We start from the raw sequence: 13,323 nt of genomic DNA on the forward strand, positions 1-13,323 counted from the left end.
ACCACATGGCCTATTTCTCCGCCCCATCCACCACAGAGAACAGAGACCAGCGGTAATTAATAGAAGGAGGCCCGGCCGGGAACCAGAGAGGAGCCGTCTAGCTCCCGGAAAAGTCGATCAGGCCGACCTCCAGAGCCCGGACGACCGCCTGGGTCCGGTCGGAGACGCCCATCTTGTTGATGATGTGCTCCACGTGGTTCTTCGCGGTCCCGACGCTTATGTAGAGCTCCTCGGCGATCTGCCGGTTCGTCCGCCCAAGCTTCAGCAGCTCCAGAACCTCCAGCTCACGGGGTGTGAGCTGCTGTATGCCCGCAGAATCCGGCCGCTTTCTGGCTCCCTCTTGCGCGGCAACCTCGCTCGCCAGCCTCTTCAGGAGCCGGGTGGCGAGCTGGGAGTCGATCGGGGAGTCTCCCTCCCGAACCCGCCTGATGGCTGCGATGATCTCCTGCCGGTCGGCGTCCTTGAGGACGTAACCGGCGGCCCCGACCTTCAGCGCCTCGAGCAGGTAGTCCGGGTTGTCGTGCACGGTCAGCATAAGGACGCTTATCCTGGGGTAGCTGAGTTTGATCTCTCGCGTCGCCTCAAGTCCGTCCATCTCGGGCATGCGCACGTCCATCATCACCATGTCTGGCCGCAGTCTGCCGCACAACCTGATGGCCTCCCGCCCGTTGGACGCCTCTCCGATGACACGGATGTCGGGCAGGTCGGCCAGCAGGACCCTGATGCTCTGCCGGGCGAGCTCGTGGTCATCTACCAGAACGAGGCGCGTGGGATCCCGACCGAAGGCCCGGCTCGTATCCTGGTTCACTCCGTCGCTCCCTCCCGTAACCGGACACACCAGCAAGTGAGATGCACCGCGGCCCCTTCCACCCCTTCCCCGGTGTCATCCCGGCCAACGTGGTCGTATATTGACACCGGGCATGCGCCGAAGCAACGCCCGGCTCACGAATCGCGATCCATCACGCGAGAATTCCGACCCCGGATTCACACCCCCCTGCCCCGGGGTGTCGCCCCTACGGCGACGGTCAGAGGCGCGTAAGGGGCCGCTCCGCCCCGGCGCCCGGCGCGAAGAAGCTCCTCGATGATCTCCTCCGGCGGGTATCGTGGATGCGGGCCGGGGCCTCGCCCATCTCAGAGAGGCGGGGCTCCACGAGTCCCGGTTCGTCCGGGGCGAAGAACCGTTCGGCTTCGATCGGGAGGACGAGCTCCACCTCCCCGTCCGGGTAGCGCTCGCCAGCGGCCCTGAGGGCCTCCCCGATGCTCCTGGCTCGCACGGCCACCCAGGACCGCTCCCTCTCGTCCACCACCTCCAGAATCACCCTGATCACGACCCGCTCCCGGTCCTGCGATTGCAGGGCGAGTCCCAACGGCTGTTGCCCTCAAGGATCATCCTCTCTATCCTTTGCTTGATGTCCTCTGTCCCGCTCGGCCACCTCGCCGAATAATCCGCCGAATGTCGCGCACCCTCCGGGGGGGTACCCAGCTCGAGCACGGATATCCTTCGGTAACGCTCCTCCTCCCTGAGACGCTCCAGGAAAGTGTCTCTCAGGCCGGCATCGATGCCGGGAGCGAGAACGACCACCACCACACCCTCGAGGATGTGTACCATAAACGCCGGGTCCTGCAGAGAGCCGACCGGTACCTGTCTGATACCGTAATCGCTCCCCCTGAGAAGCAGCGCAAGGGCCTGCCCCACAACGGGATCCCCATAGACTACAGCGATGGCCGCAAGATCGCGGTCAGGGCTTTTTTTCATCTCAGACCCCTGTCTAATCCTCACAAGAAGGCTCTCTTGCCCGTTCTTCTCCATACACTCTCAGGCAATGATGGTAGAAGGGGGAGCGATGGGATACCGGCCGGGCGGCGCATATTGGGCCACCGAACGGCACATTTACGCCCCATGAGGCTTCTTCAGAGTTCCGAAGGGGAGATTATCCCAAGCTCGAACGCCTTTACGACCGCCTGGGTGCGGTCGGAGACTTCCAGCTTGGCGAAGATGTGCTCGACGTGGTTCTTGACGGTCCCGAGGCTTATGTAGAGGGTCTCGGCTATCTTGGGGTTGGTGTAACCTTTCATTAGAAGTCCGAGCACCTCCATCTCCCGCGGCGTGAGGAGTTCCTTGATCCTCTCACGCTCGGGGTTGAGGTCCACCGGCCGAGTTATCTCGGTGCTCTTCGCGAGCTGCTGCAGCAGGCTGGTGGTAAGCCTGCGGTTGAGAGAGACCTCGCCGTCGAGCACCTTCCTTATCGCGGTGGCGAGCTGCTCTTGGGGCGAATCCTTCAGGACGTACCCTGAGGCCCCTGCCCTTATTGCTTCCAGCATGTAGTCCTGGTTCTCGTGTACGGTGAGTATCAGCACGCTCGTCCTGGGATAGCGCTGCTTTATGGCCCGTGTCGCGCTGAGCCCATCCATCCTAGGCATCCTGACGTCCATGAGCACCAGATCGGGATCCTCGCGTCGGCAGACGGCGAGCGCCTCCTGCCCGTCGGAGGCCTCCCCGACGACCTCGAAATCGGGCTCTGCCGAGAGCATGGCCCTGAGCCCGGCACGCACCAGGTCGTGATCGTCGACTATAACCAGCCGGGCCGGCCGATCGGATTTTTTCTCCAATCTGTCATCCCCCCGCTCTCTCTGAAAGTCCTTCCATGAGGCCGCAGCTAGAGAATCTTAGTGCCTCGTGCGCCCGGCCGCGAGCCCTTTCCTCCAGCCAGAGACCCATCCTGCCACGCAACGGGCACCCGGGCGGTTATCGCCGTTCCCCAACCCTTCCTGCTGAGAAGGTCGAAGCTGCCGCCGAGCAGAGAGAGCCTCTCCCGCATCCCGGAAACCCCGACCCTCTCCCCCGGTCCTTCCCCTACCAGATCACCGGGATCGAACCCGCACCCCCAGTCCCTAACCCTGAGGCTTACCTCGTTCCCCTTCCGCGCGAGCTCTATCTTCACCTTTCTGGTTCCGGCGTGCTTGCGCACGTTGGTGATCGCTTCCTGGAACACCCGGTAGAGCGCGGTCTCGACCGTGGGGGAAAGTCGCTCTCCGCCGAGGTTCTCTTCATAGGATATATCCCACCCCTCCTCCCGCAGGGCCTCAGCACGGAGGCGGATGGAAGCGGCGAGGCCGAAATCGTCGAGCTCGGTGGGACGCAGCTCTGCGATGACCCGCCTGGACTCAGAGATGGTCCTGCGCACCATCTCGATCCCCTGCTCCAGGAGCCTGCTTCCGCCCCGCGCTTCCTCCGGAAGCGCCGCGTATGCCTGCAGGTGCTGGTACGCGGCGACCGCCATCTGGGTGAGGTCGTCATGCACCTCGTAGGCAATCCTGCGCCGCTCCTCCTCCTGCGCCGTGAAGAGCTTGCCGACGAGATCCTGCAGACGCTTCTCCCTCTCGGCGAGCTCCCCGTAGAGCCGGGCGTTCTCCAGAGCGCTCGCCGCCTTACTGGCCAAACTGATCAGGATCTCTACCATCTGTCCCTCGGTCAGGTCGTCCGGACCGTAGACCTCCAGCACCCCGAGGGTGTGCTCGTGTATCCTCAGCGGCAGATAGAGCGTGCTCAGCTTCTCCTCCGGATTCCGGGAGTGATGCAGCTCGATAACCCGGTGTTCCCCGCTGCGCAGGACCTCGTAGAGCGCTCGCTGGGCCTCCGGCGTGTAGCGCGCCTTGTTCCAGAGGCTCTCGAACCCTATCGCCCGCCAGACCTTGAGCCTCCCGTCCTCCGCGGGAACGCTGATGACGGCCGTGGTGAGCGTGGAGATGCGCTGCATGATCTTGAGCAACCTAGTGCCTATCTCCTCGAACTCCAGTGTGGAGCTCAGGAGCTGACTCGCCTCGTATATCGCCAGCAGGGCGTCCACGCTGCGCCTGAGCTGATCCTCCGCCCATTTCCTCTCGGTGACGTCGTAGACCACGAAGCAGAGAACCCCACGCCCGGCGTGGGAGATCACGCTGAGGCTCCCCTCGACCTTCTTGCTCGAGCCGTCCGCGAGGCGGTGGGTGTAGCCGACGGAGAGGTGCCCCTCCTGCTCGAGGCTCTCCCCGGCGAGCTTCCTGATCCGGCCGATGTCCTCCAGCTCTACGACCTCCTCCAGACCGACGCCGGAGAGATTCCCGGTCCCGTAGCCGAGCATCCGCTCGCAGGCCGGATTCGCCTCGATGATCCTCCAGCTTTCTGGCTCGACCAGGAATATGGCCTCGGCGGCCTGCTCCACCACCCGATGGTAGAGTTCTTCCTGCTCCCTGCGCCTGCGCGAATCACCTCCCTTGAGGATCCTCCAGACGGCATCCACTATCCGCTCTGGACTCCGCAGAGAAACGTAGTCCTCGGCCCCCGCTCTCATGGCTTCGACCGCAGGTCCCTCCCCGGCCTGCTCCCCGAAGGCTATCACCGGGCAGCCGGAGAGGTTGAGGCCGGCCAGTTCATGAAGATCGGGCCCGATCTCGGCAAGTACGAGATCGAACCCGCCGGATTCGGGCCCCACACCGGATCCCCCGCGAATCGAGACCCGGTGGCCAGCCTCGCGAAGCCGCTGCGCGAGGATCCCGGTCTTCTCCACGGGTGAACCAAAAACCAGGATGCGCAGGTTCATCGCCGGGAACACCTTTTTACAACCGACAAACTGGAACCGCGAGGATATTCTCGGATCACGCCACCTTCTTCCCTTCCGGCGCCCGCCACCCTCCGCCGGTTGGCGGCATTCTAACCTCCGCCACGAACCCGCGCCAGCGGGGAGACGCCTACCTCCTCGCGCGAAGGATCAGGACGATCAGCGCGATCGCCCCGATCCCGGCGGCGACCGGAACGAGACGCTTCATGAGGGCCTCCCGGCTCGCCGCACCGAGGTCGAGCGGCTCGGGCTCCTCGGGAGGCTCGCGCCGGGGGGTTTCACGGGTGGTCGAGCGCTGCTGCTCCCCGGCCTTCTCCTCCCGGGCAGCCTGTTCGGAGTGTTCGGAGACGACGGATCCGACCGTGATCGCGCCGAGTGAACTCCCAGCCGTCACCATGGGGTCTTCGCTCACGACGTTCCCGAGTGTCGAGAACCCGGCGACGGGGGCCCCGGCAGCCTCGCCGCTCGCCGGGGTTGACCCCGCGCCGCCACTCGATGACGCCCCGGAGCCACCGTCCGCTTCGGATTCGCTGGTCTCTTCTCCGCCCGCTATCTCGCGCTCGAGGCAGTCGGCGAACTGCTCGAAGATCTTCGAGGCGACGTCCTGCGCCACACCCCGGCCGAACTGGGCCGCGCGGCCCGTGAGGCGCATATCGGTCTCCACGTTCACCCGCGTGCCTCCATCGGCCTCTTCGAGGGTGGCGGTTATCGTGGCCGAAGCGGTGCCCTGCCCGCGGGCGTCCCGTCCCGTCGCCTCGAGCACGGCCCGGTGGCCGGAGTCGTCTCTCTCTTTGTAGGAGACGGTCCCTCTGTAGTTGGCCGTGATCGGACCGATCTTGACCTTCATCGTGCCCTTGTAGGTGCCGTCCTCCTGCTGCTCCTGTATGGAGGCCCCTGGAAGGCACGGCGCTATCCGCTCGAGATCGAGCATCACATTCCAAGCTCGCTCCACCGGCACACCGACGGTGAACTGGTTTTCTATCTTCATCTTCTCTCCTCCTCCTTCGATTTCGAGAGCCTCACAAGGTCTTCTTCGGTGTCCACGTCCTCCGGGCTGGCCACCTCCCCGCACTCTACATCAAAGACCATCTCCGGGTGCCGCCGCAGAAAAGGCCTCGCCCCCCTGTCGCCGGAGAGCTCCATCTCGAGTGAAGACCACACGTCCCTGCGGAACAGTACGGGGTTGCGCCGCTCCCCGCCATAGGTGGCAACAGCCACCCTTGCCCCGCGCTCGTAAGCCTCTACGAGCCTACGCACGGCCCCGGCCCCGGCGAAGGGTTGATCTCCGAGCATCACGACGGCGGCACCTACCTCCGGGCCGCACGCCGCCAGCCCCGCTCGCACCGAGGTGGACTGGCCCTCCCGCCAGTCGCGGTTCTCCACGATCCGCACCCCGTAATGCCCGCAGATCCCGCGCATCCTCCCGGCTTCGTATCCGACGACGACGATCACCTCATACACCGGCGACTTCAGCGCCTCCTCGACGACGGCGCACACGAGCGGTTTTCCACCGAAGTCGGCGAAGAGCTTCCCGCCGCCGAACCGGCTCCCCTCCCCGGCGGCAAGCACGATGGCGGCCACCGTCTCACCCGGCACGCTCTGTGGCAGCCTCCTCGTAGCGCTGCAGGTGTATCGGCCCCTTCCGCTCCGCCAGCCTCCCGCCACGATGTCCGGTCTCGAGCGCGATGATCTCGGCGGCGATGGCCACCGCCGTCTCCTCCGGAGTCCTGGCCCCTATATCCAGCCCGATGGGGCTCGAGATGCGGGAGAGCTCCTCATCGCTGACCCCCTCCTCCCTGAGCCGCGCCGTCCTCTCGTCGTGGGTGCGACGACTGCCCATCGCCCCGATGTACCCGGCCTCCGTCTGGAGTGCGGCCTTGAGCACCGGCACGTCGAACTTGGGGTCGTGCGTGAGCACGCAGATGACGGTGCGCCTGTCCACGGGAGCGCTCTTGAGGAATTCGTCCGGCCAGGCCACAACCACCTCGTCCGCCGTCGGGAAACGCTCCCGGGTGGCGAAGACCGGCCTCGCGTCGCACACAGTGACCCTGTAGCCGAGAAATTTCCCGATGCGCGCCACGGCGGAGGCGAAGTCTATCGCCCCGAAGACGTACATCGCCGGAGGAGGAGCGAACGCCTGGATGAAGACGCCCACGTCATCCATCCGGCGCTGCCCTCGAGGCCCGAAGTGGCGGGTACCCGTGACCCCGCTCGCCAGCATCCCGCGTGCCGATTCGACCACCGCGCGGTCGAGGTCATCGTTGCCTGTACCCCCCAGGTGCTCTTCCTGGAAGACGAGCATCTTCCCGCCGAGATACTCATCCGGCCCTTCTATGACGGTCGCGACGGCGACGGGGACTTCACCTTCGAGCGCCTCCTTCCAGCGTGCGAGCAGCTCGCCCATCAGAAGTCCACCCGCTCGACGAAGATGTGGATCGTGCCCCCGCAGGTGAGCCCGACCCCGAAGGCTTCGTCGTCGGAGATGCCGTAGGTCAGAAGCTTGGGCTTCCCGCTCCGGATCACGGACATCGCCTCCTCGAAGACGGCGGGCTCGACACACCCCCCGCTCACCGAACCCACCACCTCCCCGTCTTCGCTGACGGCCATCGAGGTTCCAGGACCGAGGGGACCTGACCTCTCTACCTTGACGACCGTCGCGAGCGCAGCTCTCTTTCCTTCTTCACTCCAGCCTGCGACTTTGTCTATGACCGGGTTCCGCATCTGGCCTCCTCTGCCTTTCCAGTCTTATTCTATCCGCTATCCCCCGCTCCTGGTAAGCACAGTTCCGATCCGACACCGCTCCACCAGGCTGGCGGCCTGCTCACACCCTGGCCAAGCATCGAGAGCAACAGGCACAACCGGGGCAAAGACCTACCAGGGAGCTGAAACGGGCTACGCTCCGTGGCGATCGCGCTCCGCCGCGTCGGAGATGGCTCGCGCGAGGCGGCGCAGCGACTCGAAGTTGTTGCCAGAGAGGAAGGTATCGACGTAGGGCAGCGCGGCGGCCATCCCGGCGGCGAGCGGTTGGTACCCCGGACGGGCTTTGAGCGGGTTGACCCAGATGACGTGGTAGGCGAGCCTGTGGATCCGGGCCATCTGCTCGGCGAGGACGTCCACGTCCCCGCGGTCCCACCCGTCAGAGAGTATGACGACTACCGCACCCCGGGCCATCCCTCTCTGACCCCACCGGTCGACGAACTCCTTCAGGGCGTCCCCGAGCCGCGTTCCTCCGGAGAAGTCTTCCATCGCATCCGCCGCCCTCCTGAGCGCCGCGTCCGGGTCGCGGATGGCGAGCTCCCTGGTGAGCCGGGTGAGCCGGGTGCCGAGCGAGAACGACTCGAAGGGGGCGCCGGAGATCACCCCGGCATGCAGGAACCTCAAGAGAGCCCGGCTGTAGGGGGACATCGACCCCGAGACGTCGCACAGCACCACGACCCGCCTCGGTTCGCTCCGCGCTCTCCTGAACCGGTGCCGCACGGTCTCCCCCCCGGTGCGCATCGCCCCGCGCATCGTCCGGCGCGCATCGTAGTGTCCCCTCCTGGCCGGCTCGAGGCGGCGTGTCTTCCTGAGAGCTCCCCCCAAACTCAGCTCCTCCAGCAGACGGTCCAGCTCCCGAAACTCCTCGGGCGTGTACTCCGAGAAGTCTTTGCGTCGCAGGACCTCGACGGGGCTGTAGCGGAGCGTGACCGCCTCCCGGTCTCCCTCGCGGTTGGGCCTTACGGTCTTCTTCGCCGGGAGCACGGAGTCCTTCGGGGGAGGTATCCTGAAACGCATCTTCGGCACCGGTCTCTGCCTGTACTCCCCGCCTCTCTCCCAGAATATCTCGAAGGCCCGATCATAGGTCTCGCCGTCCTCCGGCCGCGAGGTGAGCGTGACCTTCCCGGCCCAGTAGACGTCCTCCCGCCTCCCGGCGTCGAGTTCCTCAAGGGCCCGGACGAACTCCATCACCCGGTCGGGTCCAACGCTGAGACCCGCCCCGCGCAGCACCCGCCCGAAGGCGACGGCTGCGTCCACCATGGAGGGCCCTTCAGGCACCCCTTGCCCCCGCTACCAGCGCGGCGAGGCCCGCCGCGGTGGTGCGCTGCTGATCCTCGTGGTACTTCAGGACCGAACCCAGCGTGGCCTCGACCAGCCGCTCATCGAGCTCTCTGGCTCCCAGCGCGACGAGAGCCCGCGTCCAGTCTATCGTCTCCGCCACCCCAGGAGGTTTGTAGAGGTCCATCCGACGCATCCTGCCGACCGCGGCGGCGACCTGCCTCGCCAGCCGCTCCTCGGCCTCCGGCACCCGCACGCGCACTATTTCGACCTCCCGCTCGAAGCCGGGGTGCTCGATGTAGAAGTACAGGCAGCGCCTCTTCAGGGCGTCGTGCACCTCCCGGGTGCGGTTGGAGGTGAGGACGACGATGGGCGGTCTCTCGGCCCTGATCGTACCTATCTCGGGTATCGTGACCGAGAAGTCGGAGAGGATCTCTAGCAGGAACGCCTCGAACTCGTCGTCGGAGCGGTCCACCTCGTCGATGAGCAGGACCGGGGGGGTCTCCCCCTCGTGCTCCAGCGCCTGCAACAGGGGTCGGCTGATGAGGAACTCCCGGCTGTAGAGGTCACGCTCCAGGTTCTCTCTGTCCCCGCCGAGCGCCTCGGTGGCCCGGATGTGCAGCAGCTGTCTCGCGTAGTCCCACTCGTAGACCGCCTGGTAGACGTCTATGCCTTCGTAGCACTGGAGCCTTATCAGCGGGGTATCGAGGATGCGGGAGAGGACCTTCGCCACCTCGGTCTTCCCCACACCGGCCTCGCCCTCGAGAAACAGCGGCCGCCCGAGCCTGAGCGTGAGGTAGATGGCGGTGGAGAGCCCCTCGTCGGCCAGATAATCGTGCTCCCCGAGCTTTTTCTGCAGCTCCACGGCATTCGTGACGCCGGGAGGCATTGCCCCCCGGCGTCCGTTCGCACCGCTGCTCACCGCTGCAGGGCTTGTTCCACCGCTCGCCGGGTGAGCACGCGCGCCAGATGCCGCCTGAACTCGGCCGATGCGGCGACGTCGGAGGAGGGACTCGTACCCTCGTCCGCAACCCGGCAGGCCTCCTCCAGGGACCTCGTGTCCGCTCCGGCGAGCGCCTCCTCCACGGCCCGCGCCCTGAGTGGTGTGGCTCCCATGTTGGTCAGCGCCACCCGGGCTGATCCTATGGAACCGTTCGAGCGCTCGACGACCACGCAAGAGCCGACCACGGCCCAGTCCTGGGCCCGGCGGTTGAACTTCTGGTAGTCCCAGCCGGTTCCGGAGCCGAGCTTGGGAACCCGGATCTCCGTGAGCACTTCATCCGGGGCCAGATCGGTCTGCAGGTAGTCTTTGAAGAAGTCCTGCGCCCTCACGGTCCTCTCCCCGCTCGGCCCCTTCACCCTCAGTTCAGCCTCAAGCGCGAGCAGGGCGCTCGGCAGGTCCGAGGCCGCATCCCCGTGCGAGATGGAACCCCCGATGGTTCCGCGGTGGCGCACCTGCGGGTCACCGACCAGCGAGGCGGTGTAGGAGAGGAGCCCGCAGTGCTCCCTTAAGGTCTGATCCCTCTCAAGCTCACAGTGGCGGGTCATCGCGCCGATGGCGATGTGATCTCCCTCGTCGCGGATGTACCTGAGCTCGTCCACCCTGCCAAGGTCGACGAGCATCGAGGGTGCCGCCAGCCTGAGCTTCATTATCGGGATCAGGCTGTGCCCGCCGGCGAGCAGCTTCGCGTCCTCCCCGTTCTGGCGGAGGAGGTCTATCGCATGCTCCACCGACTCGGCAACCTTGTAGTCGAAGGCAACCGGTATCACTACGCCTCACCTCCTTGCTCGGTCTGGGCGGGTCTGCCCGAGAGATTCGCCTCCCGGCTGCCCGCCTCGCGCCCGCGAGCCTCCTGTATGGCCTGCCAGACCTTCCACGGCGACGCCGGCATGTCTATGTGGGTCACACCGAACGGCGCGAGCGCGTCGATGATCGAATTGATCACCGCCTGCGGTGAGCCTATCGTCCCGGCCTCGCCTACGCCCTTGACACCGAGCGCGTTGGAAGGCGAGGGCGTCACCGTACGCTCGAGGGTGTAGTTCGGGAGTTCCGGTGCCGCCGGCACGAGGTAATCGACCATCGATCCCGTTACAAGGTTCCCGTCCTCGTCGTAGACGGCCTCCTCGTAGAGGGCCTGCGCGATGCCCTGCGCGATCCCCCCATGCAGCTGACCCTCGACGATCTGCGGGTTTATGATCGGCCCGCAGTCGTCGACCGCGAAGTAGTCACGGATCCTGACCTTCCCGGTCTCGGTGTCCACCTCACTGACGCACAGGTGCGCCCCGAACGGGAAGGTGAAGTTCGGCGGATCGAAGAACTGCTCCTCACTCAACCCCGGCTCCATCCCCTCGGGGAGCCCGACGCCGAGGTAAGCCCTCCCGGCCACCTCCTGCATGGAGACGGATTTCTCCGGAGATCCTACGACGGAGAACCTGCCTCCCTCGAACTCTATGTCCCCCTCGGCGGCCTCGAGCATGTGGGCGGCAATCTTCTTGGCCTTCTCGACCACCTTCTGGGCCGCCAGATACACCGCCACCCCTCCTACGGGGAGGCTGCGCGATCCATAGGTGTCACGTCCCCAGGGTGCCGAGGCGGTGTCGCCGTGGATCACCTCGACGTCGTCCGGGGAGACGCCGAGCACGTCGGCTGCTATCTGGGACCAGCTCGTCACGTGCCCCTGGCCGTGCGGCGAGGTCCCGGTTACGACCTCGACCTTGCCGCTGGAGAGCAACCGTACCGAGGCGGCCTCCCAGCCCCCACCGCCGCCGCCGAGCGAAGCGACGACCTGCGAGGGTGCTATGCCGCAGATCTCGGTGTACGTCGAGAAACCGAGCCCGAGCTGTACCGGGTCGTTCTGCTCCCGACGGCGCCGCTGCTCTTCCCTCAGCTCTTCGTAGTTGGAGATCTCGAGCAGCTTGTCCAGCGCCCCCTGCATATTCATCGAGTCGTACTGGATACCCGCAGGGGTCGTCGTCGGCTCATCGAACGGCTCGTAGAAGTTCTTGCGCCTCACCTCGACCGGATCCATGTCGAGCCTGCGGGCGAGCGCGTCGATGATCCTCTCGCAGGCGTAGGCCGCCTCGGGACGCCCGGCTCCCCTGTAAGCGTCCGTCGGGGTCTTGTTGGTGAACACAGCAGTACAGGTGAACGAGTAGGCGTCGAAGTTGTACACCCCGGGGTACATGAAGGCGCCGAGCAGCGGCACCACGGTGGTCCCGAGCTGCAGGTAGGCCCCCATGTCCGCCAGGATCTTGACCCTCATGCCCAGTATCTTTCCGTCCGATGTGGCCGCGACCTCTATATCTTGTATCTGGTCGCGGCCGTGTATGGTCGCAAGATAGTTCTCCGAGCGGTCCTCTACCCACTTTATTGGGGTGTTGAGCCTCCTAGCGAGCGCGAGCGCGAGCGCCTCCTCGGCGTAGATGTTCAGCTTGGAGCCGAAACCTCCGCCGACGTCGGGTGCGACTACCCGCAGCTTGTTCTCGGGCACACCGGATACCGCGGAGAGCGTGATCTTGAGCAGGTGGGGAACCTGCGTCGAGGAATAGACCGTGAACCCGCCGGTCACGGGGTCGGGCTGCGCCACCACCCCTCTGGTCTCGATGGCGTTGGGGATCAGCCGCTGCTGGATGTACCGCTCCTTGACGACCACATCGGCCTTCTCGAACGCTCCCTCGACGTCCCCTACCTCAAGGGGCCACGTGTAGCACTCGTTCGTACCGAGATCCTCGTGCACCACGGGGGAGCCGTCCCTGAGGGCCTCCTCCATGTCCGTGACCACGTCCAGCGGTTCGTAGTCGACCTCGATCATGTCGACCGCGTCGCGTGCCCGGTAGCGGTCGACCGCAACCACGACCGCGACGGCGTCTCCGACGTAGTTGACCTCTTCCCTGGCGAGCGGCCAGTGATTCGGGATCCTGAGATCCTCGGTCACCTGCCAGCCGCACGGCAGCGGCGCGGCCCACTCATCGGCGAGATCGTCACCGGTGAACACCGCTACGACCCCCGGCTGCTCCTTCGCCGCCGAGGTGTCAATAGACCTTATCCTGGCGTGTGCGTAGGGGCTGCGCAGCACAGCCGCGTGCAGCATGCCGGGGAGCCGCATGTTGTCCACGTAGGTGCCCCGCCCGGTTACGAGAGCAGGGTCCTCCTTCCGCAGCACACCACCGCCGACGTACTTCTCCGGTGCCTGGGTCACCTCTATGTCCTCCTCTTTCTCCAGGTTCAGGAAGCCGCAACCTGGCGCATCTCACGAGACGCCTGCTGCACGGCCCTCACTATGTTCTCGTAGCCCGTGCACCGGCACAGATTCCCTTCGAGCGCCTCCCTGATCTCCTGCTCGGTAGGCTCGGGATTCTCCTTGAGGAGGCTTACGGAGGCCATGATCATACCCGGCGTGCAATAACCGCACTGCAGGCCATGGTTTTCGTGGAAGGCCTTCTGGACCGGATGCCACCCGCCGTCGCTCGCTATACCGCGCACGGTGGTTATCTCGCAGCCATCGGCCTGTACAGCGAGTATCGTGCAGCTTTTCACCGACTCACCGTTGAGGAGCACCGTGCAGGCCCCGCAACTGGTGGTGTCGCATCCCCAGTGGACACCACCTATCCCGAGGTTCTCCCTCAGATGGTGCAGCAGGAGAAGCCTCGGCTCCACCTCCGCCACGTGTGTGCGGCCGTCTACGGTCAT

Annotated in this window: 14 protein-coding genes; all 14 read right to left on the reverse strand. The window is 65.7% G+C overall.

All coding sequences use genetic code 11. The features are described 5' to 3' along the window. Positions 1 to 97: 97 nt before the first annotated feature. Positions 98 to 808: a response regulator gene (locus PJB24_RS08540; protein ID WP_273844814.1), complete on the reverse strand. Its 711-nt coding sequence runs from the start codon at positions 806 to 808 to the stop codon at positions 98 to 100. 217 nt (positions 809 to 1,025) lie between these two features. Continuing rightward, positions 1,026 to 1,328, reverse strand: coding sequence for a hypothetical protein (locus PJB24_RS08545; protein WP_273844816.1), 303 nt, complete (start codon positions 1,326 to 1,328; stop codon positions 1,026 to 1,028). Next, positions 1,325 to 1,810, reverse strand: a complete 486-nt coding sequence (locus PJB24_RS08550; RefSeq protein WP_273844819.1) for a hypothetical protein — start codon at positions 1,808 to 1,810, stop codon at positions 1,325 to 1,327. The genes PJB24_RS08545 and PJB24_RS08550 overlap by 4 nt, the downstream gene beginning before the upstream one ends. A gap of 101 nt (positions 1,811 to 1,911) precedes the next feature. Then, positions 1,912 to 2,610: a response regulator transcription factor gene (locus tag PJB24_RS08555; RefSeq protein ID WP_273844823.1), complete on the reverse strand. Its 699-nt coding sequence runs from the start codon at positions 2,608 to 2,610 to the stop codon at positions 1,912 to 1,914. Positions 2,611 to 2,657: 47 nt separating this feature from the next. Continuing rightward, positions 2,658 to 4,580, reverse strand: coding sequence for a PAS domain S-box protein (locus PJB24_RS08560; protein ID WP_273844826.1), 1,923 nt, complete (start codon positions 4,578 to 4,580; stop codon positions 2,658 to 2,660). A 148-nt stretch (positions 4,581 to 4,728) separates the two neighbouring features. Further along, on the reverse strand, positions 4,729 to 5,586 hold the full coding sequence (locus PJB24_RS08565) for an SRPBCC family protein (protein ID WP_273844828.1): 858 nt from the start codon (positions 5,584 to 5,586) through the stop codon (positions 4,729 to 4,731). Beyond that, positions 5,583 to 6,194 (reverse strand): nucleotidyltransferase family protein, encoded by a 612-nt coding sequence (locus PJB24_RS08570; RefSeq protein WP_273844830.1) that lies wholly within the window; start codon positions 6,192 to 6,194, stop codon positions 5,583 to 5,585. Before PJB24_RS08570 ends, PJB24_RS08565 begins: the two co-directional genes overlap by 4 nt. Then, positions 6,184 to 7,002 (reverse strand): XdhC family protein, encoded by an 819-nt coding sequence (locus PJB24_RS08575; RefSeq protein ID WP_273844831.1) that lies wholly within the window; start codon positions 7,000 to 7,002, stop codon positions 6,184 to 6,186. Before PJB24_RS08575 ends, PJB24_RS08570 begins: the two co-directional genes overlap by 11 nt. Next, the gene (locus PJB24_RS08580; RefSeq protein WP_273844833.1) at positions 7,002 to 7,319 is read right to left on the reverse strand and encodes an XdhC family protein; all 318 of its coding nucleotides are present in this window, start codon (positions 7,317 to 7,319) and stop codon (positions 7,002 to 7,004) included. The genes PJB24_RS08575 and PJB24_RS08580 overlap by 1 nt, the downstream gene beginning before the upstream one ends. A gap of 171 nt (positions 7,320 to 7,490) precedes the next feature. Continuing rightward, positions 7,491 to 8,615 carry a vWA domain-containing protein gene (locus PJB24_RS08585; RefSeq protein ID WP_273844834.1) on the reverse strand — a complete coding sequence of 375 codons (1,125 nt, stop codon included), beginning with the start codon at positions 8,613 to 8,615 and terminating at the stop codon, positions 7,491 to 7,493. Between the two features lie 10 nt (positions 8,616 to 8,625). After that, positions 8,626 to 9,555 carry an AAA family ATPase gene (locus PJB24_RS08590; protein WP_273844836.1) on the reverse strand — a complete coding sequence of 310 codons (930 nt, stop codon included), beginning with the start codon at positions 9,553 to 9,555 and terminating at the stop codon, positions 8,626 to 8,628. Further along, the gene (locus PJB24_RS08595) at positions 9,552 to 10,403 is read right to left on the reverse strand and encodes an FAD binding domain-containing protein (RefSeq protein WP_273844838.1); all 852 of its coding nucleotides are present in this window, start codon (positions 10,401 to 10,403) and stop codon (positions 9,552 to 9,554) included. The genes PJB24_RS08590 and PJB24_RS08595 overlap by 4 nt, the downstream gene beginning before the upstream one ends. Then, a complete protein-coding gene (locus tag PJB24_RS08600) occupies positions 10,403 to 12,832 on the reverse strand; it encodes a xanthine dehydrogenase family protein molybdopterin-binding subunit (protein ID WP_273844840.1) in 2,430 nt (809 codons plus the stop codon). The genes PJB24_RS08595 and PJB24_RS08600 overlap by 1 nt, the downstream gene beginning before the upstream one ends. A 26-nt stretch (positions 12,833 to 12,858) precedes the next feature. Next, positions 12,859 to 13,323: a (2Fe-2S)-binding protein gene (locus PJB24_RS08605; protein WP_273844842.1), complete on the reverse strand. Its 465-nt coding sequence runs from the start codon at positions 13,321 to 13,323 to the stop codon at positions 12,859 to 12,861.

Origin of the sequence: Rubrobacter calidifluminis (assembly GCF_028617075.1) — a bacterium.
Taxonomy (GTDB): domain Bacteria; phylum Actinomycetota; class Rubrobacteria; order Rubrobacterales; family Rubrobacteraceae; genus Rubrobacter_E; species Rubrobacter_E calidifluminis.